Genomic DNA, 24,575 nt, shown 5'->3' with positions numbered 1-24,575 from the left:
CGTGCCTGATTTTCTCAGGCGGCAGCCTCGGAGCCGAATCTGGCGACGTCCACGATCCGGTCGGCAATCTGGTCGCGCACATCCTGATCGTGCAGGATGCCGACCATGGCGACGCCTTTGACCTTCTTTTCCTCTACCAGCCGGACGACCACTGCCCGGTTGGCGGCGTCAAGCGAAGCGGTCGGCTCGTCCAGAAGCAGGATCGGATAATGGGCGATGAAGCCGCGGGCGATGTTGACCCGCTGCTGTTCGCCGCCGGAAAAGGTCGCGGGCGGCAGGGTCCACAGGCGTTCCGGAACGTTGAGCCGTGAAAGCAGGGCGCGGGCGGTGTCCCGGCCTTCCGCCTCCCCGGCACCCTGCGCGATCAATGGCTCGGCGACCACGTCCTCGGCGGAAACGCGCGGGATGGTGCGCAGGAACTGGCTGACATAGCCAATGGTGCTGTCACGCAGGCCGAGAATTTTGCGCGGTTCGGCGCCTGCCACGTTGATGATCTCGTCGCCGACGGTGACAAGGATCTGGCCGTCGTCGCAGCGATAATTGCCGTAGATCATCTTCAGGATCGAGCTCTTGCCCGCACCGGAGGGGCCGCCAAGCACGACGCATTCGCCGGCGTTGACGGAAAATTCCACGTTTTCGACCACGGGAATGACGGTGCCGCCCTGCAGATGCATGGTGAAGGCCTTGCCGACATTGTTGAGGTAGAGACGGACTGGCATCTGGAGCCTCCTTTACACCTGGAGAATGGAAGAGACGAGAAGCTGGGTGTAGGGCTCGCGCGGATCGTCCAGCACCTGATCGGTCAGCCCGGTTTCGATGACATTGCCGTGGCGCATCACCATGATCCGGTGCGACAGCAGCCGGGCGACGGCAAGATCGTGGGTGACGATCACCACGGAGAGACCGAGGTCGGCTACCAGGCGGCGCAGCAGATCCAGCAGGCGCGCCTGCACGGAAACATCGAGCCCGCCGGTGGGTTCGTCCATGAAGACCAGCCTTGGTTGCGTGACGAGGTTGCGGGCGATCTGCAACCGCTGGCGCATGCCGCCGGAAAAGGAGCGCGGATCGTCGTCGATCCGCTCGCTGTCGATTTCGACCCGGCCCAGCCAATCGTCTGCGGTGGACCGGATGTTGCCGTAGTGGCGGGCGCCGACCGCCATCAGACGCTCGCCGACATTTGCTCCGGCGGAGACACTCATGCGCAGGCCGTCGGCGGCATTCTGGTGCACGAAGCCCCAGTCCGTGCGCATCAGCAGGCGGCGCTCTGCTTCGGTGAGCTGATAAAGATTGCGCATGGCGCCATCGCGCATGCGGTATTCGATAGCGCCGGCCGTCGGTGCGAGACGGGTGGAGAGACAGTTGAGCAAAGTTGTCTTGCCGGAGCCGCTTTCCCCGACAATCGCCAGAACCTCGCCCGGCCAGAGGTCAAAGGAGACCTCCGAACAGCCGATGCGATCGCCGTAGTAACGGGTGACGTTGTGGACCTGCAGCAGCGGGTCTTCTGCATGGAACAGGTTCATCGGATTGTCTCCCCGGTTCTTGTGTTGCCAACCCGGGCGGCTGCCGGATCCGCCGCCATCGGACCGAGATGACCGTCCGCGCGGCGTTCCTCGCAGTAGTCGCTGTCCGAGCAGACGAACATGCGCCCGCCCTTGTCATCGAGGATGACCTCGTCGAGATAGACGTTTTCCGCGCCGCACAGGCCGCAGGGCTTGTCGAATTTCTGGATCTCGAAGGGATAATCCTCGAAATCGAGGCTCTTGACCTTTGTATAGGGCGGGATGGCGTAGATGCGTTTTTCCCGGCCCGCGCCATAGAGTTGCAGCGCGGCCATGCGGTCGATCTTCGGGTTGTCGAATTTCGGCGTTGGCGAAGGGTCCATCACATAGCGGTCGTTGACCTTGACCGGATAGGCGTAGGTCGTGGCGATATGGCCGTTTTTGGCGATGTCCTCGTAGAGCTTCACATGCATGAGGCCGTAGTCCTCCAGCGCATGCATCTTGCGGGTCTCGGTCTCGCGCGGTTCCAGAAAGCGCAGAGGTTCGGGGATCGGTACCTGGAATACAAGGATCTGGTCCTCGCGCAGGTCTTTTTCGGGAATGCGGTGGCGGGTCTGGATGATGCTCGCTTCCGCAGTCTCGCAAGTCGTTCTGACCCCGGCGGTTTTTTCGAAAAAGCCGCGCAGGGAGACAGCGTTGGTGGTGTCGTCCGACCCCTGGTCAATCATCTTCAGGCAGTCGCTTCTGCCAAGGATGGCCGCCGTCACCTGTACACCGCCGGTGCCCCAGCCATAGGGCATCGGCATCTCGCGGGAGGCGAAGGGTACCTGATAGCCGGGAATGGCAATGCCTTTCAGGATCGCGCGGCGGATCATGCGCTTGGTCTGTTCGTCCAGATAGGCGAAATTGTATTCGCCCTGCTCGTGGAGGCTTTCGGGAATTCGTGCCGTATCGGTCATTGTGCGGCCTCCTGGGCGGCTCCGCCCTGTTCCTGCTGCTCGCGCTTTTCGAACCATTCGGTACGCATGCGGTGCACGAGGTCGAGTTCGGCCTGAAAATCAACGTAGTGGGGCAGTTTCAGGTGTTCGACGAAGCCGGTCGCCTGGATGTTGTCGGAGTGGGACAGAACAAATTCGACGTCCTGTGCCGGGGCGACCGGCTCCTCGCCCAACTCCTGCCAGCGCATCGACCGGTCGACCATTGACATCGACATTGCCTTGCGCTCCGCCTGACCGAAGACAAGCCCGTATCCACGTGTGAAAGTCGGCGCGGCCTGGGCGGAGCCAGCGAACTGGTTGACCATTTGGCACTCGGTGACTTTGATGGCGCCAAGTGTGACGGCGAACCCGAGTTCCTCGGCGAAGAATTCAACCTCGACTTCGCCATAACGGATCTCACCGGCAAAGGGATGCGTGCGGCCATAACCGCGCTGGGTGGAATAGGCGAGCGCCAGCAGGAAGCCCTCGTCGCCACGGGCAAGGTTCTGGAGCCTCAGGTCCCGGTCGGCAGGAAAGGACAGCGGCTCGCGGGTCAGGTCGCCGACAGGCGTGCCGCCGTCGGAAACGGGATCCGGTTCCATCAGACCTTCGTCGCCCAGCAAGTCGGTGACGCGCGGCATGGCCTGATCGTCGTTATCCGTCATCTCGACAGGCTGCTCCGCGCCGTCATCTTCCGCCGCAAGGGCAAAGTCCAGCAGACGGTGGCTGTAGTCGAAAGTCGGGCCCAGAACCTGACCACCGGGCAGATCCTTGTAGGTGGCGGAGATCCGGCGCTCGACCAGCATGGTGCCGGTGTCGACCGGCGTGCTGTAGCCGAAGCGCGGCAGGGTGGTGCGGTAGGCGCGCATCAAGAAGGCGGCCTCGATAAGGTCGCCGCGCGCCTGCTTGATCGCCAGCGCGGCCAGCGTTTCGTCGTAGAGCGAGCCTTCGCCCATCACCCGTGCGACCGAATGCGCCAGCTGCTGCGCGATCTGTTCCAGCGTCAGCGCGGGAACGGAGGTATCGCCCCTGCGGCGCTTCGCCGTAAGCTTGTGGGCGTTGCGGATGGCCTTTTCTCCACCCTTGACGGCAACATACATGGCGTCAGACCTCCGTCGGCAGGATGCGGGTGGACCGGGGGAGCGCGGCAATCTCCGCGGCGCCGGCAAATATCAGGTCGATGCCACGCGGGAACTGCCGGCTGTTGGCAGCAACCTGCTCCCAGAACACCGGTGGAACCGGGCCGACCGGAAACGCCGTGCTGTCCTGAATGCCGGGCCCAGTGAGCGTCACCGCAGGCGTTGCCGTCCGCGCTGCGCCAAAACCCTGACCCAGCAGGATGACAGTTGCCGAGCGGTCTGGATATTCGGCCGAGCCCTGGTTGAAACTCGCCAGGGGGATCATCTGTCCCGGATTGGCGACCAGCGCGAAGGCGGCCTCCACGGGTTCGTTGACGATCGGCGCTCCGGTATGAAAACGCAGGAAGGCCTTGACCGCCTCGGATGCCATCAGCGGCTTGTCGAGCCAGACGGGCGTGTCGTAGTCGAGGAGTGTCAGTGCAAGTGCTGCCGCGACGGACGTCAGTGGTGCGGGAGGGGTGAGGCCGGCAATGTCCAGCGACTGCCGGGTGCCCGGACGGGCCATGGCGTTCATCACGGCCCGGAAACAGGCCTGGGCATCGTGGACCGGGTCATGAAACCCGGCGGCAAGCGGCGTCATCGCCTGCGAGGTTTGCGTTTCCTGTGTTGCGGTCATCAGTTGTCTCCCCGCACCATGGTGAAGAAGTCCACCTTCGTTGCTGCTGTTTCCTGCCGGACCGTCTCTTTGGCGGTTTGCTGCGCGGCGGCAAGCGGGGCGATGATGTCCTTTTCGATCAGCGCGCGCGTTTCCGGGCGCTGCCAGAGGGCGTCGATCACCGCCGAATGCAGCGCCTTCTTCTTGCTGCGGCCCAGGCTGTAGGCGCTGCCGGTCTCGCCCGTTTCCAGACGCACGACGCAGCGTGTCACGGTGACCTCACCCAGATTGAACGGGCTGCCGGTGCCGCCCATGCGGCCGCGCACCATCACCAGCCCGGTTTCCGGCTGGCGTACGAGATCGAAGGAAGGCAGGGCGAGGTTTTCATATTTTCCGGAAACGGCTTCCGGCGTGGCGGCGGCCAGTGTGGCCATGATCTTCTTACGGTCGCCGGAGGAGTTCTTCGGGGATACGTCAGGGATCTTTCCGGTCCGGTCTTCGACTGTGGTTTCGCTCATGAAGCGTGCCTTCTGAAGCTTGGCGGTTGTCCGGAACACTGAGGTTCCGGGGGCAACCGCCTGAAGGGGGCGTGATGCTTTCTGAAATCTCTAGTCTTGATTCGTCTATTTGTCTATATAAATAATCCGATTGACTCTTTGGTAGCGAACTTTGATGACGGATACATGACGACCAACAGCACACTCGACCGCGGCGCGGGCATCGCCGTCTGGCGGCAGATCATGGAAACGCTCAAGGCCGAGATCGTCAGCGGTGTGTTTGAAAGAGGCAGCCGGCTGCCGCCGGAATCCGAGCTGGCAAGCCGGTTCGGCGTCAACCGCCACACGGTGCGCCGCGCCATCGCCGCGCTGACGGGCGAAGGCATTCTGCGCGCCGACCAGGGCCGGGGCACCTTCGTCGCCTCGACGCCACTCACCTATCCGATCGGGCCGCGGACGCGGTATTCGGAAATCGTCTCCGGCCAGGATCGGGCACCGGACGGCCGCATCATCGGCTCGGCAACCGAGGAAGCCGATGCGCTGCTGGCCAACCGGCTCGACGTGCCGCTCGGCACGGTGCTGACCCGGGTGGAAGCCTTGCGGGTTGCCGATGGAGTGCCGATGATCATCGCCACAAGCTGGTTCGAACAGGCGCGGGTGCCGAATTTCGTCGCCGACTATGCTGACAGCGGCTCCATCACCAAGGCCCTGGCCCGAGCCGGGATCACCGATTATCGACGCCAGGAAACCCGCATCACCGCCGACCTTGTCGACCCCGCCGATGCCCGCCAACTCGGCATGGTGCTGGGCCAGCCCGTCATGATCATGGAAAGCGTCAACCTCGACATGGAAGGCCGTCCGATCCAGTACACGCGGGCACGGGTGGCTGCGGACCGGGTGCAGCTTGTGGTGAATGAGGCGGAGTGAGTGGCCGGTCCGGCGCCTTTTCAGGAAAGTTCCAGTCGCCTGATGACCAACTCAACGTGATCTTTCGTCAATTTTGAATATCTGATGCGTTTGCTGGCGCGCGCTTTGTTTAATTTATCTTTCAATACCTTAGTCCGAATCCTGCGCGGGTTTTTGCCTTGAAATCCGTCCGATGAAGAGGTGAGGGCAGCGTGCCGGTCTGGCTTGCGATCGTCTGGCTGGACATTGGACGTTTATGCGGAGGCTTTACAAAAGCCGAATGAAGCGGCATGGTGTGCGTGTATTGTTTATTTTTAACACTCTTTAATTGAATGGCGGTTGTGGACCGCCGAAACGAAAAACCGGGTCGAAGCAGAGCCGGGAAACATTTTCAGAAAGACAGAAATAGATTGTGGTCTGGCACTTTAAAGATCGATCAACTTGCGGTCGCTCAATCGGTTTCGGTTGGCGTCCGTTGATCGGGGCATCCTGCGTTCAATTGCACACATACAAGATGTTCTGACACTTTAAAGCCGATCAACTTTTCAGGCGGCCGGTCTATTGCGCCCGGATGTCCGCCGATCTTGCCAGACCGCAAAGGGTGAGACCAACCAGGTCCCGCAGTCGATTTTTATGACACGGCCATGCGCGATCAACCGCATGGGGGCCGGTTAAAGACAATACGGGATCACTCCGGGAAGACCAGTCGCGACCCGGCCGCAAAGGAACGTTTCGCAAGATGTTCCGACGAGGCCCGCGCCTGGCCTGAAGCAGGAATTTGACTGCAGTTTGGAGGTTTTCAATGGCAATCAATTTATACGGAAAATGGCGGCTTGAGGTCGTCAAGGCGATACACAACTGGGAAAACCGGTATGTGATCGAAGGGGCGTCCTCGGGCGGCGGCACGTTTGACGGCGTTGTCGGTCCGGCCAAGGTCGTTGACGGGGTAAACTGGCAATTGCGGGCGGAATACCGCGAGAATGCCGGCGAGCCATGGTTGGAATCGGACATGATGATCGATGCGGCGCCGGACCGTATCGACATCAGGGCAACCATCGGAGCGGAAGATCCGCTGCCGCAACTCGACTTCGAGGACATCGAATGGGACGCGCGCTGGCAGGGGGACACACTCTTCGATATCCCGGTCAGGCCGTTTGCGGTGCGTATTCTCGATCTCGGGCAAATGCCCGACGGCATTTTCGAGACGGCGATTGGTGTCTATTACATGGGCGTGCGGGTGGAAAATCACTGGGGGCTCGCCTTCGGACCCGATCACGCGATCGATATCACTCCGCAAAGCCGTGCACAGCTTACCGCGCGCGGCATCGATGTGATCGACAGCTTCACGCAAAGCGAACTCGACATGCTGGGCCAAAAGCTGTCGGGAACCGGTATCAGCCTGGAGGGGCTGGAGCCGGGCCGCTCCCGGGTCTTCTATTTCAAGATCGATGTGCGTGAAGCGTCGCCCCGCAAGCACGAGATCACCTTTTCGGTGACCAACCGAGCCGGCATGGCCGATCCCGGCGATCCCCGCCGGTTCAAGACCAAACAGATATTCGTGTCTTCTTCCTATATTGACGAGACAACGGGCCAGATCGTTTCGGAGGTGCAGGAAGGTGAAATTCGCGTCCAGCTGCGCGAAGTCGCCATCGACCGCGTCACCGCCAAGAAAAAGCGCCGGCGTCTGGACGGCTCGGACGGAAAGGGCGGCGGGGAGAAACCGCGGGGCGGAGGCCGGCGGCGCAATCCCGGCGCCAGGGAACTGCGCCGTGCGCTCGAAGCGCTCCTGAAAGGCAAGGACATCGATCCCTGCCTGATCCAGAAACTGCTTGCCTGCTACTGCAATTGCAAGGATCTGCCGGGCTTTCCTGGTGGCGGCGGTGGTGGATACGACCCCACCGATCCGTGGGGCGGCGGCCGCGATCCGAGGTTTCCCGGAGACGGGAAATGGCAGTATCCGCCCTTCCTCGCCTTTCCCACCAGGTTCGACTACACGGTGACGCCTTCAGAACCTTTCGAAGGCCAGTACGGGCCCCTGCCTTATGACGATCCCTGGTGGAAGGTGCTGCTGATCATCATTGCCGTTATCCTCCTGGTCGCGGGAATGATCGCCGAGGCCGCCGACATTGCCTATCAGGACGAGGACAATGTCATCGGCACCCTGGGGGCATTCCAGCAGGATGATATCGATGCGGCGCTGTGTGTGATCGACACGGATCGGGCACTGGCGATGAACACCGTTCTCGACGCGCAGGGCGACGAGGATTTCCTGAACCCGCTGACGGTCCTGAACGGTATGGTGACCGCCGCCACAGGAAATGTGATGACGCACGCCGAGGTCAGCAACCTGCTGGTCCTGCCGTTCGATGACCCGCAGCGCAAGGTCTTCAAGTCCGGCGCGACCTCCGGGTTTACCCACGGGATCGTGACCGGATTGTCTCCGACCGGGCATTCTGAAGCCGCCTGGAGCATCGACCAGTTGCAGATCACGCGGGATCCGGCGTTCGACGAGCCGACAAGCCAGCCGGGCGATTCAGGATCGGTCTGGATACACACCGACACTTTGCGTCCGGTCGGGCTGAACCATTCCGGTTCCGCCGACGGATCGGGCGACAACGCCACTGCTTCGCTGCTCGAAGACGTGCAGCGTATCCTTAACATCACAATCTGACGGAGGGCATGAGAGATGGTTGAAGTCAATGAAACCGTTGCCCGTATTCAGGCGAGTGTGCGCCGGTTGCGAGCAGAATATGCCGACGATTCCAATGTGATCGCCATCGGCTTCGGATCTCCCGTCCGCGGCGGCAAGCCCAGGGACGGACTGGCGATCCTGTTTCACGTTCACGAAAAACTGCCTTCGGAGCGGGTCATCGAGGCAAAGGGCTCAAGACCGATCCCGAAGGAGATCGACGGTTTTCCGACCGATGTGCGTGACGAGAAATACGTGAAGGACTCGGTCGGCCAGCGTGACGAGCGCAAGTATGATCCGCTTCTCGGTGGACCGGCGTCTTCGAATTCGGAGCAGCATGTCCTGTGGTTCAACGGCAACGGCACGCTCGGTATTCTGGGGACCGACAATGCGACAGGTGCACCTGTCGGGCTGTCGAACTGGCACGTATGGGCCGATGGTGGTTCGGCTGGGGATCAGATCATCCAGCCCGGGCATCCGACCGGCGGCGATCATGTCGAGGCGATCGGGAAGGTGCTGGCTTGCGGGCCGCTGATTACGTCGCTGATCGAATGGGAAAGCCCGGATCCCATCGCGGCCATCCTTTATGGCGGCGCGGCGGCGGCGGCGATTGCGGCAGCCTGCTCCGACTACAAGGACCAGACCCGCCGCGGCCAGGATGAAACGGTTCCCCCGGCCGGGGAGAAGACGTTACGGGAACGTGTTTCGAACGAGATCCTCTACTACGACCTGCCGCTGCCCGGGTATCCGTTCCGTGCCGAGACGATCTGGCGCTACGAACGGGAGACCGATCAGCGGATTATGGTTCATGAGGAACGCGAGAAGGTCGCGAATGCCCAGTTCCTGCTCGGCAAGCAGGTGGTCACCAACAAGGCGAGCTACGATCCGGGTGAGCGGGCGGAAATCTTCGCCTCGATCTGGGATTATCAGCTGGCGCGTAGTTGCAACGACTATCATGTCGTTGCGCACATGATCCCCCATGACAAGCCGTCCACGGCCGTGCGCTCGATCCTGCAGCCAGTACCTTGCGATGAGGACCCTTTCGGCGGTGGCGGGGACGGCGAACTGGACTGCATCCGCTTCTTCGAGATGGAAAACCAGGAAGTCGTCTACAAGGGAAGTTTCGATTGGCTCGGATATCTGCAGCCCCAGCAGCAGAACATGTCGATCGTGTCCTGGGGCGAACCCGCAAAGGGTTTGCTGCTGCCGTCCCGCGGCATCCAGTTCAGCCACCAGCCTGTCTCCGAGGTGCGGATCAAAGTCGTTCAGTACACCAGTCAACCGGTCAGGCTGCGGGCCTTCGCCGGCGGCGTTCTTGTGGGCGAGGATGCGACGGACGGAACGCAAGGAGTCGTTCACACGCTGACCGTCAAGGGCAATGGCATTTCCTCAACGCAAGTCCTCGGTGGCGGCGGGGAGGCGGTTCTTCTCGAATATTGCGTGGAGGGCCTGGACCGGGAAGGTGAGTTCCGGATCGATCTTCCCAAGGAGCAGCTTGAGGCGATCCTCAAGGATGCGCAGGAAGCGCGGATAAAGGTGAATGCCGCAAAGGCCCGGCAATGCTGCTTCAGAGGCTCGGTGCGTATTCCCGCAACGTCGAAACCCGGCAAGTGGGATGTTTATCTGACGGTTCAAAACATCAACAACGTTCCGGAAGGCACAAAACCGGAAGTGGCCGCAGCGACGATCGGTGGACACCTCCTGAGCGCCCATACGCTCAGTCCGTCAGGATGTCTGGGCATCATGTTGCTGGACCATGTCTTCGACGTGATCTGACGCGCCTTGCGCTTGGTTTGAACCGTTCGACCGGGACGCAACCGATTCTCGCATGGATTCTCCGGCGTTCACATGAATGCCGGAGAATCGACCGACCCTGATGAGGCAAGCTGCCGAGTTTCAGGTCCAGAATTTAGGGGTTTCTCTCGTGGCGTTCCAATAGCCCCTGGCGTGCTGCCACATGGTCTGGCAGCGGCACTCGTGCCAGCCGATCACGAAGCCGATAGCCTGCCGTGCCGCCTCGGCCTGCGGACCGGAGGCGGTGTAAGCCTGCGGCAGCCTTTCGGCCATGGCGACATCATTCAGATACCCGAAAATATCCTGCAGCTTCTTCATGCGCTTGAGGAACGGCTTGACCTTGTCCTTGGGATAAAGGCAGCCGAAGAATTCGATGCCGTAGCGCATCTTCTTCATGACCTTGCGCATTTCATGGCGCTCGGGAATGGAGAGGTCTTCCAGCCGCTTGCCGTATGTGAGTACTTTCTTCCACTGCCTGGCGAGGGCCTTGTCCGCGAAATCTTCAACCGGCTGCGCCAGTTTTTCGGTCTGTGTGAAATTCTCGGGGTCCAGCCAGCCCCGGCCTTCCGTATAGGCGGCAAGGTCGAGGAGGAAGCCGTTCACCTCGGCTGACTCAAGGTGCACTTCCAGCGTATGGCGGGTGTCACGGCCCCGTGTGGCGTTCAGATTCTCCAGCAGGGCATCGAAGGACAGGCTTTCCGGCGCCCTGGTGGCCAGCGGCGCGACGATCTCTTCAATCAGCACGTCGAGATCCCGCAAGGCGCCCGCCTCGGTGGCGATCTTACGCGCCATTTCGTCCAGAGGGATCAGTGTCACCGGATTGAGGATCGGCCTGAACAGCCGGAAGGCGCTGCGCAACCGGCGCAGCCCGACGCGAAGCTGGTGTGGTCCCTCCGGGTTATCGGAAGACAGAACCACCAGCCGGTTTTCGGCAATCTGGGTGAGGCAGGAGCGCAAGACGTCCCGGAAGGCAAGCTCGGCGCTGATCCCGGAGGCGAATTCGACCGGCCCGGCGAAATAGGGTGCGCTCTCCGCTGTGGTGATGCCTTCGGCGAAGCGGTAGCCTCGTTCGGCCTTGCTGAAGGGGGAAAACCGGAAAGGCGTGTCCTTGAGAAGCGCTTTGGCCGCCTCGAAGACCGCAAGGCCCGGGCCCGATTTCAGCTCCATCTCCAGTTCCGTCAACGGCTGGCTGCCGCTGCCGGCGAGGATGTTACCGGTGTCGAGCGCCAGTTCGATCTGCGCGCCGTCGATGTCGCGGGTGAGCTGACGGGTGGTCCGCTTCATCACCGTCTCGAAACACTCGCCCAGAGGCGCGTCGCCAATGGTTTCCGCCAGTATTTTCCGGACGTTCGCATCCTCGATGACGGAAAAATCCAGCGCGCGGGTGCTGACGGGATGTTCTGCTTCCACCGCGGTGGACAATCCGGCCATGACGCCGGTGCCGATCTTGGCCGTCTGCACCCAGCTCCGGCCGGTCTTGCGCACCCGCAGGGAGATCTTCGCCTTGCGAAGCGCCTGGTCCGGCGTGTCGAAATAGATCGACTGCAAGGTCCTGGTGACCGCGCGTCCGGCGGTGAAGCCTTCAATGGTGCCGGCGCTTTTCAGCGCGTCCTGCTCCGTCGGATCCAGTTCGAGCTTGAGCTCGATTTCACGTCCTGATTTGCTCATGCAAAATTTCTAGACAAGCCAAATGAACTTGTCCAGAAAAAGCGCACAATTTGCGCTTTTGTGAGCCGCCTAAGCGTTTCTGGCCGAAGCTTCCGCCTCCGTGCTTACGGGGGGCCGGAGACTCAGGTGAAGATGTTGCGATGGATCTTGTTGATCAACCGGCAGAGCTTGTGAAGATAAGACGGCACGGACTTCTGGTTGAAGGCGACCTTGCGGACATAGGACGGGACTTCCCAGATTGCGGCGGAGCCGTCCGGGAATGAAAGCGTTGTGCCCGGCACCACGTGATAAGTCACACCGTTGTCGTCCGTGATGAACGCCTCGCCTTCAATGATGAGAATGGTTTCGTCATAAAAATACTGCCAGCGAAACTTTCCCGAGGTGCAGGACCAGTGATCAACAAAAGTCCAGTCGTCTCCGAAGCTGGAAAGGTTGGCGCAACGTGCCTGGGGATTACCTTCCAGAATCCAGCTCTGCTCGATCGGAGACAGTTTGAGTGCGTCCTTGTTTAGAAACGAAAAGGCGAACAGGGAGTTGTCCGGTGCAACAGCGCGGACCGGCTGTCCCGTCGTTCTCAACTCCGTTATGCGCGCTGCGTTGGCCGTCTGGGCGGTCATCCTATCCTCGCGGAATACCATAGTTCATCTCTTCCTCCATCAGCGATCAATCTATGAAACGGCCTTTGACGGAGTCTTAAACCATCCGGAATCCTCCTCGACCATTGGTGGAAACTGCGATTTGTCTTGATTCATGGTAAAAACTTGGTTTTCTCGAAAACTAAAATTGTCGAAATTACCGATTGTGAACCGACCGGAAAAGCGGCTCTGCCGTATTGCCGGGTCCCGTTTCCGATGGAACCGCTTGCATCGCTCAAATGCCCATGATAGGCACCCTTCCCGGTGCCGGTTGCCCCTCTGGCGGAATTGGTAGACGCGCGGGATTCAAAATCCCGTTTCTTCGGAAGTGCCGGTTCGATTCCGGCGGGGGGCACCAGTTTTCACCTTGCACCGTTTTCCTGCAAAAGGCGTATATTTTTCCGTTGCAAGTCCAGCCTTGCAACTTTTTGCATATTCTTGCTAGGCTTTCCCGATAGTGGGGTCATAGGACAAGCGGTGGCAGATGCAGGCTGGATCAAGCGAACGAAGCAATCCGCTTGCCAGCGCGAGAATTCTTGTCGTTGATGACGAACCCGGCATGCGCCATTTCCTGGTCAAGACGCTGCAACCGATATGCCGGCATGTGGACGAGGCGCAGGACGCCCGTTCCGCCGAAGCTCTCTTGTCGTCCCACCAGTACGACGTGATGATACTCGACAACATCATGCCTGGGCAGAAGGGCCTGGAATGGCTGCAGGATCAGCGTGAGAATGGCGGGTTCACCGACACGATCCTGATTACTGCCTACGCCGATCTTCAGACCGCTATAGACGCAATGCGGGCCGGGGCGTCTGATTTTCTGATCAAGCCTTTCCGGTCCAACCAGATTCTGAACGCGATACGAAAATGCCTCGAGCTTTCCCGGCTGAAACGCGAGAATTCTCTTCTGAGGCGTGAGTTGGATACTGTGGCGAGCGGGAATCGCCGCCGGGAACTGATCGGCAGGTCCAGCGCAATTGCCGATGTGCGGAATTTGCTGGAACGAGTCGCGCCGCTGACCACGCCTGTCTTGATCACCGGGCCGTCCGGATCAGGAAAAGAAGTGGCAGCACGGCATATCCACGGTCATTCCGGGCGCGGCGAGGCTCCCTTCGTGCCGATACAATGCGGCGCGATTCAAGCGGACATGATCCAGTATGAGTTGTTCGGCCATGGCGCGGGCGCCTTTCCGGGGGCACAGTCAGGGCGTGAAGGGCTGCTGACTCAAGCTTCCGGCGGCACCGTCTTTCTCGATGATGTGAGTGAGTTGAATGCAAGCGCGCAGACAGCGTTTCTACGCGTGCTGGAAGACGGCGTGATCCGGCCAATGGGGACGGGGCGTGACGTGCAGCTCGACCTTCGGTTCGTCATTGCGTCGACGAAACCGTTGCAAGTTGAGGTCGAAGCGGGCCGGTTCCGCGAAGACCTGCTGTTTCGGACCAACGTTGTCGAGCTCGAGATGCCGCCTTTGAAAGATCGCGGCACCGATGTTCTGGAGCTGGCGGACCTGTTCCAGACCGAAATCTCGGTGGCATTGAACCTGCCGAAAGTCGAGATGTCCGCGGCCGCGAGGTCTGCAATGCTGCGCTATGACTGGCCGGGGAATATCCGGGAATTGCACAATTTCGTCGAGCGGGCGTTGATCTTCGGACGCTTTCCCCTGGAAACCCTGGGCAAGGTGGCATTGGCCGACGAAATCGCGCCGCTGAAAGATACGGAAAAACGCGAGATCCTGCTTGCTCTCGAGGCGCTGGATGGAAATCGCTCGGAAGCCGCGAGGCGTCTGGGCTTGTCGCGCAAGACTATTGATCGGAAATGCGCGGTCTGGGGTCTGTAACTCATGTCGCGTCTTCTAACCATCATGCGCTCGGTCCGAGTGCGCCTGCTGGTCATCGCCTTGCTGCCGATGCTGGTCCTGTTGCCGGTTCTGCTGGGCGGCACGATTTGGCGCTGGTCGGGCAAGGTTGATGCCCTGCTGGTGAACAAGGTCACCGGGGACCTGACTATCGCCGATCAGTATTTGGCGAAGTTGATCGAGAGTTCCGGTGAGCAGATTGACGCGATCGCCCGTTCTCTTGAGTTACGCCTGGCGCTTGAGGTGGATGCCGGGGCTGATTTTCTTGCAGGAGAAGAAGAACGGCTCGGGTTGGATTTTCTTCGTATCGTGTCCGACGGGCCAGAGGCTGAAAAGTGGCCGGTCATCAGCAGTGCCCTGGCTGGGCGCTGGCAAAGTGCGATCGATATCTTTGTGCGCGATGACCTCGCCTCACTCTCGCCCGACCTTGTCGCGCGGGCCGAAATCCCTCTCGTTCCAACGCAGGGTGCCGTGCCGACGGAACGCACTGTCGAGACACGGGGTATGGTGATCCATTCCGCAGCCTCCGTGATCATGCCGGACGGCACGCGGGCGGCATTGGTTGGGGGCGTGTTACTGAACCGGAACCTCGACTTCATCGACACGATCAACGATCTGGTCTACCGCGAGCAGAGCCTGCCGGAGGGCAGCCAAGGCACAGCGACCCTGTTTCTCGAAGATGTGCGTGTCTCGACCAACGTGCGTCTGTTCGAAAATGTCCGGGCGCTTGGAACGCGGGTGTCCGCAGAGGTGCGCGCCCAGGTGTTGCAGGAAGGCGAGATCTGGCTGGACCGCGCCTTTGTCGTGAATGATTGGTATATCTCGGCGTATGAGCCAATCATCGACAGCTTTGGCGCGCCGGTCGGAATGCTCTATGTCGGCTTTCTTGAAACGCCCTTCAGCGCAGCAAAGCGCAATTCCGTCATAACCCTCACCGTGGCCTTCCTGTTGATAGCGCTGGCCTCGGTTCCGGTTTTTCTGCGGTGGGCGGGGCATATCTTTCGTCCGCTCGAAGGCATGATGCGCACCATCCGAAGGGTCGAAAGCGGCGACATGACCGCCCGCAACATGCTGTTCGAAGATGACGGTGAGATCACACAGGTCGCGCGGCATTTCGACAGCTTGCTTGGCCTCCTTGAGGAACGCGACCGGGAATTGCGGGAATGGGGCGAGGCGCTTGAGCACCGGGTCGAGGAGCGCACCAGCGAATTGCAGGCCGCCAAACAGCGCCTGGAAAAGACCACCGAGCGGCTGATCATCTCGGAAAAACTGGCCGCGGTGGGCGAAATCACCGCCTCCGTCGCGCATGAGATCAACAACCCTGTGGCTGTGATCCAGGGCAATCTGGATCTGGCGCGCAGCAATCTGGGAGAGGCGATGCAACATGCGCAAGAGGAGTTCCGCCTGATCGACGATCAAGTCTATCGTATCAGTGTGATCGTGTCGAAACTGCTGCAATTTGCCCGGCCCGAGGAATATTCGGGCGCCGACAACCACATTGACCCGACCGAAGTCGCGCGGGACTGCCTTGTTCTGACCCACCACCAGATCGAGATTGCGGAGATCTCTTGCGAGGTGAACCTGAACAGCCGGGCAAAAATCCACATGTCGCGAACCGAGTTGCAACAGGTTTTCGTCAATCTCATCCTGAATGCGATTCAGGCCATGCCTGAAGGTGGCGACTTGCGGATCGAGTCCCATGACGATGCCGGAGAGGTCGTCCTGATTGTCGAGGACACCGGGGTTGGCATCGCCCCGGATATTCTGTCGCGCATCTTCGATCCCTTCTTCACGACCAAGCAGGCGCAGGGTACGGGTTTGGGCCTTTCGATCAGTCAGCAGATCGTGAGTCGGGTAGGAGGGCATATTTCCGCGACCTCCACCATCGGCAAGGGGAGCAGCTTCCGCGTGGGGCTGCCCGCCGTAAAAAAATCGCAAGAGCCCGAATTGGACAAATTGTCCCAATAAGGCGCGCCGATTGTGCGGCTGCTGAATAGAATGGCGCAATCTGCCTGGAAATTCTGCGCCGAGCGAGACAAGATTGCCTCTAAGTATTTGATATAAATAATAATTTTTTCTTGACAGCACAAGGTCTGCACGGGCTTTTCTTGCTTTGCATGCTTGGGTCAGGCCCATGGAGGGGGCTTTCCCGAGAGCATCTAAGGGAGGAGAAACAATGAGCAACGCTGCAAGCGGTGCGCTGGGGTTCTTGTACAAGAGCCACATCGTCGCCGAACCCGGTTTCAACCGTTGGCGTGTTCCGCCGGCATCCATCGCCATCCATCTGTGCATCGGCTCGGTCTATGCCTGGTCGGTGTTCAACCCGCCGCTGACCCGCCAGCTTGGCGTGGTGGCGCCCGCCGCCGACGACTGGAGCCTCAGTTCCGTCGTCTGGATCTTTTCGGTGGCGATCGTGTTCCTTGGCCTTTCGGCCGCCTTCGCCGGTAAATGGCTGGAAGACGTCGGTCCGCGCATGGTGGGTGTGGTCGCTGCGTGCTGCTGGGGCGGCGGTTTCATGATCGGCTCCTTGGGCATTGCAACGCATCAACTCTGGCTGATCTATCTCGGCTACGGGGTGATCGGCGGCTGCGGACTGGGGCTTGGTTATGTTTCCCCCGTCTCGACATTGATCCGATGGTTCCCTGACCGCCGGGGAATGGCGACCGGTATGGCAATCATGGGTTTCGGCGGCGGCGCGATGATCGCGGCCCCGGTCAAGGGCTGGCTGCTGAACCTCTACCAGAAGGCACCGGAATACCTCGGTGCGCATGATGCTGTCGCAACCGTGGTTGAAGGTGGCCGGGTGTTCGCCGAAACCGCGGCCGGCAAGGTCGAGGTGGTGCTCGCCACTGCCGCGCAGGCAGCGCCCTTCGGCGGCGATGCCGGGGTCTATGTGGTCGGCACCGGCAATACCGGCGCGGCGCAGACCTTCCTGACGCTGGGCATAGTCTATTTTGTGGTGATGATCCTGGCTTCCTTTTTGTATCGCGTGCCGGCCGTGGGCTGGAAACCCGCGGGCTGGGAGCCGAAGCCGGTGGCCTCGGGCCTTGTCACGCAGCAGAACGTGCATATCGATCAGGCGTTGAAGACGCCGCAATTCTGGCAGCTCTGGATCATGCTGTGCTTCAACGTGACCGCCGGGATCGGTGTGATCGGTGTTGCCAAGACCATGATGTCGGAGATCTTCGGCACCGGTCTGCCGCTGGTGGTCACAGCAAGCTTCGCCTCGACCTATGTTCTGATGATCTCTGTCTTCAACATGGTGGGCCGATTCTTCTGGGCCTCGACCTCCGACTATATCGGACGCAAGGCCACCTATATGTGCTTCTTCGTGCTGGGCACGGCCCTGTACCTGTCGATCCCCTATTTTGCGTCGGCGGTGGCAACCAATCCTGCGTTGATCTATCTGATCGGCTTTTATGCGGCGACGATGATCATCTTCTCGATGTACGGCGGGGGCTTTGCGACCATACCGGCCTATCTGGCGGATATGTTCGGCACCATGCACGTGGGTGGTATCCACGGCCGGCTGCTGACCGCCTGGGCGACCGCCGGGGTGCTGGGGCCGCTGGCCATCACCTCGCTCCGGCAGCTTTCGGTGAACAATGCGATCAGCGATCTGGCGGCCCGGGTCGATCCGGCCGCCTTCGCAGAGAAGTTCGGCGCGCCGCTCGCCCAGCTTCAACAACTGGTGGCGGCGAAGACGGTGACCATCGCCAAGCTGATGGAGATTGCACCGGAGGGTACCATCGACCCGACGCCAAGCCTCTACAACACCACCATGTACTGCATGGCGGCGCTGCTGGTGGTCGCGTTCTTCGCCAACCTGATGATGAGCCCCGTGAAGGAGCATCATCATCACGATGAAGCGGAGCTGCGGGCCGTTCCCGTAGAGTAACGATTTGGAGGGGCGCCGTCGCAGGTGCCCCTTTACCCCATTTCTGATTGGTCGACTTAAATCCGCTCTCACGACAGGGGAATTCGATCATGCTGGACAAACTGGAGATGTTCATCGCGCTTGCCAAGGAGAGCCATTTCGGGCGCGCCGCCGAACGTTTGAACATCGCACAACCTACCTTGTCCGCCGGTATCAAACACCTTGAGGAACAGCTTGGTGTTCAACTCGTGCATCGGGGCTCGCGGTTCGGGGGGCTGACGCCCGAGGGGCAGACAACGCTCGTCTGGGCCAAGCGCATCACCTGCGATGCGCGGCAACTTCGGGACGAAATGCGGTCGAGCCACCAGGGGCTTTCCGGAGAGGTTCGTCTGGCCGTAATCCCCACCGCGCAGACATGGGCGGGCCGGTTTTGCTCCGTGTTTGCGAAACGTCACCCCAACGTCCGCTTTACGATCCTGTCGCGAAACTCGCGCGAAATTCTGCAAATGCTCGAAGATTTCGAGGCCGACGCGGGGATTTCCTACCTCGCAAACGAACCGTTGGGTCGTGTCGAAACGGCCGAGCTTTATGAGGAAAGCTATCTCCTTGTCTGTGCGGGCACCTCTCCATTCGCGAAAAAGGCGAGCATTGCGTGGTCTGATCTGGAAGATCAGCCGCTAGCCCTCTTGACGCCGGATATGCAGAACCGCCGGATCATCAATCAGCTATTCGAAGAATTCGGGGTGCCCCTCGCTACCTGTATCGAGTCCAATTCGATCATCGCACTTGTCTCCAGCGTGGCCTCGGGACATTGCATTACGGTTCTGCCCGCAGATATCGCAAAGTTTCTTTGCGTCGGGAAAGACCTCGCCCTGATTCCGCTTGAAAGCCCGGCGCAGCAGCAGACGGTTGGTCTGATCATGCCGCATCGTGTCCCCCGCACACCCGTTCTGTCCGCGCTGCTGAAAGAGGCACGCAGCGGCAGCCTTGCGTGGGGTACGGACTCATAATCCGTCGACAGGCGCAGATAAGGATTGCAGCCCCGCCTCAGATGACTGCCGACACCGCGGCTTGGCAGAGAGACCGTTTGCTTCGGAAGGATAGAAAGATGGTCAAAAGGCCACCCAGTTCGTCACGGATCGAAGCAAATGAAGTTTTCTTGGGGGCGAGATCTATCAAACCCGTCTCAATTCCGGGTACTTGCTCCATTCAGAAAATCGTCAGGTGACTTTTTCCGCCGCGCCCGCTATGGGAAGCGCCATGATCAGACGTCTTTATGACTGGACCCTGTCCCTTGCCGCCGGACCGCGTGCGCCTGTTGCGCTGGGGTCGGTTTCCTTTATCGAAAGCTCGGTGTTTCCGATCCCGCCGGATATCCTGCTGATCCCGATGGTGATAGCGCGGCGGGAGCGGGCCTGGTGGTATGCCGCATTGTGCACCCTGACGTCGGTTCTGGGCGGCATTCTGGGGTATTTGATCGGTATGTTCCTGTTCGAGCAGGTCGCCGTGCCGGTGCTGACTTTCTACGGCAAGATGGGCTGGCTGACGGAATTCACGGATGTCTTCAACCAGTATGGCTGGTGGTTCGTGTTCATCGCCGGGCTGACACCGTTTCCCTACAAGGTGATTACCATCGCCTCCGGGGTCGCCGGGCTCAGCCTGCCGGTGTTCATCTTCGCCAGCATCGTCTCGCGGGGATTGCGGTTTTTCGCCGTCGCCGGGTTGTTGTATCTGTTCGGACCGCCCATCAAGACCTTCATCGAAAAGCGCCTCGGTCTCATGTTCACCTTGTTTGTGGTGCTGCTGGTCGGCGGGTTCATACTGCTTCGATATATCTGAATTCAGGAGGGCACGATGTCCGCAGAGCGACTGGCGAGAAACTTGACGGTACTGGCGCTGATCGGCGGACTGGCCGTTATTTCGACGGCCTGGGGCTTTCAGCTGATCGGTGGCTATGTGCCCTGCAAGCTCTGCCTGGAACAGCGGTTTCCCTTTTATGCCGGCCTGCCGCTTATGGCCGTGGCTTTGATGCTGATGGGCCGGGAAAGGCGGGGGCTCGCGATGCTGCTCCTGCTGGTGGCTACGGCGGTGTTCGCCTATGGCGCTGGGCTCGGGGTCTATCAGGCCGGGGCGGAGTGGCAGTTCTGGGCGGGGCCCAGCGATTGCGGCGGCGGCAGCGCGGCTCCGGCGAAGGCCGCCGACATGCTGCAGGCGCTGCAGTCCACACGGGTGGTCAGTTGCACGGAAGCCAGTTGGCGGATGTTCGGTCTGTCCTTCGCGGGCTGGAATGCCGTCGCCTCCGCCGGCATCGCCCTGCTTGCGCTGATTTCGGCCGTGCTGTTGAAACAGCGCCCGAACAGGGTAAGTGTAGGAGCATGAGCGGTTCAGAGCATGAAAACGGCGTGCACATGAAGGATGGGCATATGAAAGAAAAGCACCCGAAAGAAAAACAGCGCGAGGAAGCGCTGCGGGTGCTCGACCGGGTCGAGGCGGAAAGCGAGACCATCGGCGGGTCGACGTTCGTGCGCATGGCCGACCGGGCCAGGAATCACATGAGCGCCGCCGACAAGGACGCGGACGACCAGGTCGAGGTCTGGGCGACGCGGGTCGGGCGCGGCCTGGGACTTGTTTTTGCGATAGGACTGGCCGTTTATCTTTTTGTTACTTACGTATTAGGCCGATAAAGACAATTTTGAGCGGCCAGAGGAATGAGTATGGCGTCGATCCGTCCGGTCAGCCGGAGTGACTGGTCAGAGCTGAAGGCTCCCGACCTTGGCGATTTCGAGGCCATGGCGAGTGAAACGCTTGCTGGCCTCCCGGACGACCTCTTGCTGCGCTGCGGGCATGTCCAGATCAACATGGCCGAATATGCGCCGGATGACGTTCTCGATGCGCTGTCCATCGAGGATCCGCATGAGCTTCTGGGACTGTTTGAAGGAAACGGCCTGATCGACGGCGATGACGCGGCCGGAACCGGCCAACTGCCCAACCGGATCTGGCTTTTCAGAAGACCCATCCTGGACTACTGGGCAGCCATGGACGAGACATTGGGAGATGTCGTCGCCCATGTGTTGATCCATGAGATCGGTCACCATTTCGGGCTTTCGGATCAGGACATGGAACGCATCGAGGCCGCTGCGGATTGCGGCCTCGACTGAACTCTCGAAAAAGAGCGCTTTATTCGGCGCCTTCCATGCGGGCGCGTTCGATCGATTCGCTGATCATCCGCTTGGCCGCTTCGGTTCCCTCGACACCGGTGATCTTCACCCATTTGCCGGGCTCGAGATCTTTGTAGTGCTCGAAGAAGTGCCTGACCTGGGCCATGGTGATGTCCGGCAGGTCGGAAATGTCGTTGATGTTGTCGTAGCGCTTGCTCAGCTTGTGGGTCGGTACGGCGATGATCTTCTCGTCCTTGCCGGATTCGTCTTCCATCAGAAGCACACCGATCGGGCGGCAGTTCATGATCGCACCCGGCACGATAGGCCGCTGGTTGACGACGATCACGTCGATCGGGTCGCCATCGCCGCAAAGGGTGTGCGGTACGAAGCCGTAATTGCCCGGATAGCGCATCGGGGTATAGAGAAAGCGGTCGACATACATCGCCCCGGCTTCCTTATCCATTTCGTATTTGATCGGTTCGCCACCAACGGACACCTCGATGATGACGTTGACGTCTTCCGGCGGGTTCTTGCCAATCGGCACGGCGTCGATACGCATTGCACACTCCTGTTTTTCGTTGCAGGGTCTATCGCAATCCCGCAGGAGAAGTTCAAGTCCTTTATTTTGCATTGCACCCAAAGGATGATCTTGGCTCTCTCCGGCTAGTCAATTCCTCCGGAGGAGTTCAGATGCTGCAGTTCGCCTTTAAGCTGGTGGGGGCTTTGGCTCTCGTCGTTCTTGCCATGGCCTTTCCCCTTGTGCCTGAAGCCGCTGCGGAAAGTGTCGCCAGCGACTATACCAAGGTCCGGCTTGAGGCCTGCAGGCAAATCGCCGCGGCCGATACGGAAGAGGGCACTTTCGGCGGCGCCTGGCAATGCCCCGGATACAAGGGCCAGCCGGTCTATGTCGCAGAAGGCGACCTGCGCATGTTCGTCTCCTTCGGGCCGGCCGCGGCGGACGAGCCGGCGGCCGGACAGACACTGCCGAATTTCAACACCGTCAACGAGACGCTCGAGTGGCGGTTGCGCGACGGTGTGCCTTTCGCGACCATCCTGCGGTGGTTTCCAAGTGTGGACGACAGCGGCAAGACCGGCAGCGTGCTGATCGTCACCCAGCTTCTGCCCGGCGGAGGCACCTGCCAGATCGCGCGGATCGACGCGCAGGCCAACAAGAACGCCAATGTCCTGGCCCGTCAGGCGGCGGACAGCATGGCCGGATCCTTCGATTGTTCCAATCCGCCGGCTATCATCGGAGCCCCGGGGATTCTGTACTGACGCCCGCGCGGAGCAATGCCGAAACGAGGCGTGGCTCCGGAAACCGTTGGTTTCAGGTTTTCTTCTCTGGCCAGGCGTAGATGGACAGTTCCATGCGTTTGCCGCCCAGGCGGTACCATGATTTCGCTGCCAGTCTTCCGCCGAGTGCATTGTAGAAGGCACGCGCGGGCCGGTTGTCGCTGAGCACCTGAACCGCAAGGCCCGAGAGGTTCTTTGAAGACAGCGTTTCCCTGACATTCCCGAACAGGGTTCGGCCGAAGCCCAGACCCTGATATTCAGGCTTCAGATAGAGTTCGTATATCTCACCCTCCATGCCGGTATCGCGCAGGCGGCAAGGGCCGTAAGTCGCGTAGCCGGCCGGGACGTCGGCAATGCTGAGGATCTTGATGTCCACACCGCGCGCAAGGGCACCCCGCCACCAGCTAGTGCCCCGCCGGGAGACCATCTTCTGCAGGTCGACGCCGTGCAGCACGCCCCTGTAGGCGCCGAGCCAGGCTTCGCTGTGAATCCCGGCTAGCGCGTCGCAATCCGCGGTTCGGGCCGCGCGCAGATCGATCAGGTCCGTTGTCATCCTGCAAAAAGGATACAACAAGCAATCGATTGGAAAAGAGGCAATCTCATCCAAAGCAGAGAAAATCGGCTGCTGCCGGGTCGGGCACAGTTCTGAAATGCCCGCTTAGGGTCGCAGGCTGGGCAATTTTACGGAAGAGTTTGTCCTCTTCGTCAGGCTTCGCCGCGCAGACGCGCCAGGATGCCTTCAGCGAGGTCCTGACGTACCTTGCCGAGCGTTTTAAGTTCCTCCGCCACCTTGTCGATTTCCGTGCCGACGGCCCCGACCATCAGGGCGACGTTCTGGGCATGCAGGGCCATGTGGCCTTTCTGGATGCCGGTGGTCGCCAGCGCGCGCATGGCTCCGAAGTTCTGGGCAAGGCCGACGGAAACGATGATGCGTGCCAGTTCGTCGGCGGTCTTGACGCCAAGGATCTTCAGGTTGGCCTGCGCCGTCGGGTGGATCTTCGTGGCGCCGCCGATCAGCCCGACCGCCAGCGGCATTTCAAGAATGCCGACGAGATTGCCGTCGCCGTCCTTTTCCCAACGGGTCATGGAGCGGTACCAGCCGTCCTTTGCCGCGTAGGCGTGGGCGCCGGCCTCGATGGCGCGGGTGTCGTTGCCCGTCGCCAGCACCACCGCGCTGATGCCGTTCATGATGCCCTTGTTGTGGGTGGCGGCCCGATAGGGGTCGGCATCGGCGAAATGATAGGCCGACAGCATGTCATCACGCACCTGCTCGCCGCCGATCTCCTCGGCCGGCCAGACAGCGCGCACGCGGGCGAGACGGCGGTCGGCCAGATTGGTCAGGATGCGCAGCAGGCTGCGGGCTCCGGTCCATTCCTCCAGCTTCGGGGCCAGGGCCTCCGCCATGCTGTTGACGGCGTTGGCGCCCATGGCGTCGCGGGTGTCGACAATGATGTGCACCACGGTCATCGGGCCTTCGGCCGTGTCGATCACGCGAATGTCGAGATCCTGGAACCCGCCGCCGAATTTCAGCAGGAGCGGATCGGTCTCGTCGCAGATCGCCTTGATTTCGCCGATGCGTTCCAGAACCTTCAGGCGGACGTTTTCCGGATCGCTGGCGCCCAGAAGCTGAATCTGGGCAGCCATGACCGGGCCGCTTGTGGAGGTCCTGAAACCGCCGGTGGACCGGCAGCGCTTGGCGGAGTTGCAGACAGCGGCAATGACGGAGGATTCCTCCGTAGCCATCGGCACCAGCACGTCCCGTCCGTCGACGGTGACGTTGGTGGCGATCCCGACCGGAATGGCCATGCTGGTGATGGCATTTTCGACAAGGCGGTCGGCCAGCTCTATCTGGCCGGAGGCGGCATCCGCTAGAGTGGCGACGGCTTCGTTGCCGAGCTTTGCCTGGCGCGCCACGGCCTGGAGCCGGGCATCCGGCTCCATTTTGTGAAAGCCTTCAATTCGGGACGATGTGTCGTCGCTCATCGGATGTCCT

At 60.8% G+C, this 24,575-nt stretch carries 23 protein-coding genes and 1 tRNA gene; 13 read left to right on the top strand and 11 right to left on the bottom strand.

Annotated features, from left to right (window positions below; all coding sequences use genetic code 11):
• Window positions 1-14: 14 nt before the first annotated feature.
• From phnL to phnG, 6 genes are read right to left on the bottom strand one after another with little or no spacing between them, the layout of a single operon-like run.
• Entirely contained in the window at window positions 15-719 is a 705-nt protein-coding gene (gene phnL / locus OA90_RS05035; RefSeq protein ID WP_068408160.1) for a phosphonate C-P lyase system protein PhnL, read from the bottom strand.
• A gap of 12 nt (window positions 720-731) precedes the next feature.
• On the bottom strand, window positions 732-1,520 hold the full coding sequence (gene phnK / locus OA90_RS05030; protein WP_068408159.1) for a phosphonate C-P lyase system protein PhnK: 789 nt from the start codon (window positions 1,518-1,520) through the stop codon (window positions 732-734).
• Window positions 1,517-2,458 carry an alpha-D-ribose 1-methylphosphonate 5-phosphate C-P-lyase PhnJ gene (locus OA90_RS05025; RefSeq protein WP_068408157.1) on the bottom strand — a complete coding sequence of 314 codons (942 nt, stop codon included), beginning with the start codon at window positions 2,456-2,458 and terminating at the stop codon, window positions 1,517-1,519. The genes phnK and OA90_RS05025 overlap by 4 nt, the downstream gene beginning before the upstream one ends.
• On the bottom strand, window positions 2,455-3,576 hold the full coding sequence (locus OA90_RS05020) for a carbon-phosphorus lyase complex subunit PhnI (protein WP_068408155.1): 1,122 nt from the start codon (window positions 3,574-3,576) through the stop codon (window positions 2,455-2,457). Before OA90_RS05020 ends, OA90_RS05025 begins: the two co-directional genes overlap by 4 nt.
• Window positions 3,577-3,580: 4 nt before the next feature.
• Window positions 3,581-4,231: a phosphonate C-P lyase system protein PhnH gene (phnH, locus tag OA90_RS05015; protein WP_068408153.1), complete on the bottom strand. Its 651-nt coding sequence runs from the start codon at window positions 4,229-4,231 to the stop codon at window positions 3,581-3,583.
• Window positions 4,231-4,728 (bottom strand): phosphonate C-P lyase system protein PhnG, encoded by a 498-nt coding sequence (gene phnG / locus OA90_RS05010; protein ID WP_082836880.1) that lies wholly within the window; start codon window positions 4,726-4,728, stop codon window positions 4,231-4,233. Before phnG ends, phnH begins: the two co-directional genes overlap by 1 nt.
• 165 nt (window positions 4,729-4,893) lie before the next feature.
• Between phnG and phnF the strand changes: the two genes are divergently transcribed.
• The 3 genes from phnF (at window position 4,894) to OA90_RS04995 (ending at window position 10,078) form a co-directional block, all read left to right on the top strand.
• Window positions 4,894-5,634, top strand: a complete 741-nt coding sequence (gene phnF, locus OA90_RS05005; RefSeq protein WP_068408151.1) for a phosphonate metabolism transcriptional regulator PhnF — start codon at window positions 4,894-4,896, stop codon at window positions 5,632-5,634.
• A gap of 781 nt (window positions 5,635-6,415) precedes the next feature.
• Window positions 6,416-8,284, top strand: coding sequence for a hypothetical protein (locus OA90_RS05000; RefSeq protein ID WP_068408149.1), 1,869 nt, complete (start codon window positions 6,416-6,418; stop codon window positions 8,282-8,284).
• A gap of 15 nt (window positions 8,285-8,299) precedes the next feature.
• A complete protein-coding gene (locus OA90_RS04995; protein WP_068408147.1) occupies window positions 8,300-10,078 on the top strand; it encodes a hypothetical protein in 1,779 nt (592 codons plus the stop codon).
• Between the two features lie 120 nt (window positions 10,079-10,198).
• On the opposite strand, the gene OA90_RS04990 is transcribed toward OA90_RS04995, so the two are convergent.
• Together OA90_RS04990 and OA90_RS04985 are read right to left on the bottom strand one after the other, a co-directional pair.
• Complete coding sequence (locus tag OA90_RS04990) at window positions 10,199-11,764, bottom strand: CYTH and CHAD domain-containing protein (RefSeq protein ID WP_068408145.1); 1,566 nt, start codon at window positions 11,762-11,764, stop codon at window positions 10,199-10,201.
• Window positions 11,765-11,886: 122 nt separating this feature from the next.
• A complete protein-coding gene (locus OA90_RS04985; protein WP_068408143.1) occupies window positions 11,887-12,381 on the bottom strand; it encodes a cupin domain-containing protein in 495 nt (164 codons plus the stop codon).
• Window positions 12,382-12,672: 291 nt separating this feature from the next.
• On the opposite strand from OA90_RS04985, the gene OA90_RS04980 reads away from it, so the two are divergent.
• From OA90_RS04980 to OA90_RS04940, 9 genes are all read left to right on the top strand, one after another.
• Window positions 12,673-12,757: transfer RNA gene (locus OA90_RS04980), tRNA-Leu, on the top strand.
• Window positions 12,758-12,883: 126 nt separating this feature from the next.
• A complete protein-coding gene (locus OA90_RS04975) occupies window positions 12,884-14,236 on the top strand; it encodes a sigma-54 dependent transcriptional regulator (RefSeq protein WP_068408141.1) in 1,353 nt (450 codons plus the stop codon).
• Window positions 14,237-14,239: 3 nt separating this feature from the next.
• Window positions 14,240-16,222, top strand: coding sequence for a cache domain-containing protein (locus OA90_RS04970; protein WP_068408138.1), 1,983 nt, complete (start codon window positions 14,240-14,242; stop codon window positions 16,220-16,222).
• Between the two features lie 208 nt (window positions 16,223-16,430).
• Window positions 16,431-18,152, top strand: a complete 1,722-nt coding sequence (locus OA90_RS04965; protein ID WP_068408136.1) for an OFA family MFS transporter — start codon at window positions 16,431-16,433, stop codon at window positions 18,150-18,152.
• A gap of 89 nt (window positions 18,153-18,241) precedes the next feature.
• Window positions 18,242-19,141: a LysR family transcriptional regulator gene (locus OA90_RS04960; RefSeq protein ID WP_068408134.1), complete on the top strand. Its 900-nt coding sequence runs from the start codon at window positions 18,242-18,244 to the stop codon at window positions 19,139-19,141.
• A 250-nt stretch (window positions 19,142-19,391) separates the two neighbouring features.
• On the top strand, window positions 19,392-19,970 hold the full coding sequence (locus tag OA90_RS04955; RefSeq protein ID WP_068408718.1) for a YqaA family protein: 579 nt from the start codon (window positions 19,392-19,394) through the stop codon (window positions 19,968-19,970).
• A gap of 15 nt (window positions 19,971-19,985) precedes the next feature.
• Window positions 19,986-20,510 carry a disulfide bond formation protein B gene (locus OA90_RS04950; protein ID WP_068408130.1) on the top strand — a complete coding sequence of 175 codons (525 nt, stop codon included), beginning with the start codon at window positions 19,986-19,988 and terminating at the stop codon, window positions 20,508-20,510.
• A complete protein-coding gene (locus OA90_RS04945; protein ID WP_244274542.1) occupies window positions 20,507-20,815 on the top strand; it encodes a hypothetical protein in 309 nt (102 codons plus the stop codon). Before OA90_RS04950 ends, OA90_RS04945 begins: the two co-directional genes overlap by 4 nt.
• 30 nt (window positions 20,816-20,845) lie before the next feature.
• Window positions 20,846-21,289, top strand: coding sequence for a metallopeptidase family protein (locus tag OA90_RS04940; protein ID WP_068408129.1), 444 nt, complete (start codon window positions 20,846-20,848; stop codon window positions 21,287-21,289).
• Window positions 21,290-21,308: 19 nt separating this feature from the next.
• Here OA90_RS04940 and ppa read toward each other — a convergent pair whose 3' ends face one another.
• Window positions 21,309-21,848: an inorganic diphosphatase gene (gene ppa / locus OA90_RS04935; protein WP_068408128.1), complete on the bottom strand. Its 540-nt coding sequence runs from the start codon at window positions 21,846-21,848 to the stop codon at window positions 21,309-21,311.
• A gap of 131 nt (window positions 21,849-21,979) precedes the next feature.
• On the opposite strand from ppa, the gene OA90_RS04930 reads away from it, so the two are divergent.
• Window positions 21,980-22,564 carry a hypothetical protein gene (locus tag OA90_RS04930; protein ID WP_082836853.1) on the top strand — a complete coding sequence of 195 codons (585 nt, stop codon included), beginning with the start codon at window positions 21,980-21,982 and terminating at the stop codon, window positions 22,562-22,564.
• Window positions 22,565-22,616: 52 nt separating this feature from the next.
• Here the strand turns inward: OA90_RS04930 and OA90_RS04925 are convergent, their stop codons facing one another.
• Both OA90_RS04925 and OA90_RS04920 read right to left on the bottom strand, forming a co-directional pair.
• Entirely contained in the window at window positions 22,617-23,135 is a 519-nt protein-coding gene (locus tag OA90_RS04925) for a GNAT family N-acetyltransferase (protein ID WP_068408126.1), read from the bottom strand.
• 152 nt (window positions 23,136-23,287) lie between these two features.
• A complete protein-coding gene (locus tag OA90_RS04920; RefSeq protein WP_068408124.1) occupies window positions 23,288-24,565 on the bottom strand; it encodes a hydroxymethylglutaryl-CoA reductase, degradative in 1,278 nt (425 codons plus the stop codon).
• Window positions 24,566-24,575 lie beyond the last annotated feature (10 nt).

The sequence above is a fragment of the Labrenzia sp. OB1 genome, from assembly GCF_001624695.1.
Lineage (GTDB): Bacteria > Pseudomonadota > Alphaproteobacteria > Rhizobiales > Stappiaceae > Roseibium.
This window is presented reverse-complemented; position numbering and strand designations above follow the sequence as displayed.

What these genes read in the sequence shown, in the direction of transcription:
- phnL (WP_068408160.1), bottom strand. Translation starts at nt 719, where the DNA reads ATGCCAGTCCGTCTCTACCTCAACAATGTCGGCAAGGCCTTCACCATG.
- phnK (WP_068408159.1), bottom strand. Translation starts at nt 1,520, where the DNA reads ATGAACCTGTTCCATGCAGAAGACCCGCTGCTGCAGGTCCACAACGTC.
- OA90_RS05025 (WP_068408157.1), bottom strand. Translation starts at nt 2,458, where the DNA reads ATGACCGATACGGCACGAATTCCCGAAAGCCTCCACGAGCAGGGCGAA.
- OA90_RS05020 (WP_068408155.1), bottom strand. Translation starts at nt 3,576, where the DNA reads ATGTATGTTGCCGTCAAGGGTGGAGAAAAGGCCATCCGCAACGCCCAC.
- phnH (WP_068408153.1), bottom strand. Translation starts at nt 4,231, where the DNA reads ATGACCGCAACACAGGAAACGCAAACCTCGCAGGCGATGACGCCGCTT.
- phnG (WP_082836880.1), bottom strand. Translation starts at nt 4,728, where the DNA reads ATGAGCGAAACCACAGTCGAAGACCGGACCGGAAAGATCCCTGACGTA.
- phnF (WP_068408151.1), top strand. Translation starts at nt 4,894, where the DNA reads ATGACGACCAACAGCACACTCGACCGCGGCGCGGGCATCGCCGTCTGG.
- OA90_RS05000 (WP_068408149.1), top strand. Translation starts at nt 6,416, where the DNA reads ATGGCAATCAATTTATACGGAAAATGGCGGCTTGAGGTCGTCAAGGCG.
- OA90_RS04995 (WP_068408147.1), top strand. Translation starts at nt 8,300, where the DNA reads ATGGTTGAAGTCAATGAAACCGTTGCCCGTATTCAGGCGAGTGTGCGC.
- OA90_RS04990 (WP_068408145.1), bottom strand. Translation starts at nt 11,764, where the DNA reads ATGAGCAAATCAGGACGTGAAATCGAGCTCAAGCTCGAACTGGATCCG.
- OA90_RS04985 (WP_068408143.1), bottom strand. Translation starts at nt 12,381, where the DNA reads ATGACCGCCCAGACGGCCAACGCAGCGCGCATAACGGAGTTGAGAACG.
- OA90_RS04975 (WP_068408141.1), top strand. Translation starts at nt 12,884, where the DNA reads ATGCAGGCTGGATCAAGCGAACGAAGCAATCCGCTTGCCAGCGCGAGA.
- OA90_RS04970 (WP_068408138.1), top strand. Translation starts at nt 14,240, where the DNA reads ATGTCGCGTCTTCTAACCATCATGCGCTCGGTCCGAGTGCGCCTGCTG.
- OA90_RS04965 (WP_068408136.1), top strand. Translation starts at nt 16,431, where the DNA reads ATGAGCAACGCTGCAAGCGGTGCGCTGGGGTTCTTGTACAAGAGCCAC.
- OA90_RS04960 (WP_068408134.1), top strand. Translation starts at nt 18,242, where the DNA reads ATGCTGGACAAACTGGAGATGTTCATCGCGCTTGCCAAGGAGAGCCAT.
- OA90_RS04955 (WP_068408718.1), top strand. Translation starts at nt 19,392, where the DNA reads ATGATCAGACGTCTTTATGACTGGACCCTGTCCCTTGCCGCCGGACCG.
- OA90_RS04950 (WP_068408130.1), top strand. Translation starts at nt 19,986, where the DNA reads ATGTCCGCAGAGCGACTGGCGAGAAACTTGACGGTACTGGCGCTGATC.
- OA90_RS04945 (WP_244274542.1), top strand. Translation starts at nt 20,507, where the DNA reads ATGAGCGGTTCAGAGCATGAAAACGGCGTGCACATGAAGGATGGGCAT.
- OA90_RS04940 (WP_068408129.1), top strand. Translation starts at nt 20,846, where the DNA reads ATGGCGTCGATCCGTCCGGTCAGCCGGAGTGACTGGTCAGAGCTGAAG.
- ppa (WP_068408128.1), bottom strand. Translation starts at nt 21,848, where the DNA reads ATGCGTATCGACGCCGTGCCGATTGGCAAGAACCCGCCGGAAGACGTC.
- OA90_RS04930 (WP_082836853.1), top strand. Translation starts at nt 21,980, where the DNA reads ATGCTGCAGTTCGCCTTTAAGCTGGTGGGGGCTTTGGCTCTCGTCGTT.
- OA90_RS04925 (WP_068408126.1), bottom strand. Translation starts at nt 23,135, where the DNA reads ATGACAACGGACCTGATCGATCTGCGCGCGGCCCGAACCGCGGATTGC.
- OA90_RS04920 (WP_068408124.1), bottom strand. Translation starts at nt 24,565, where the DNA reads ATGAGCGACGACACATCGTCCCGAATTGAAGGCTTTCACAAAATGGAG.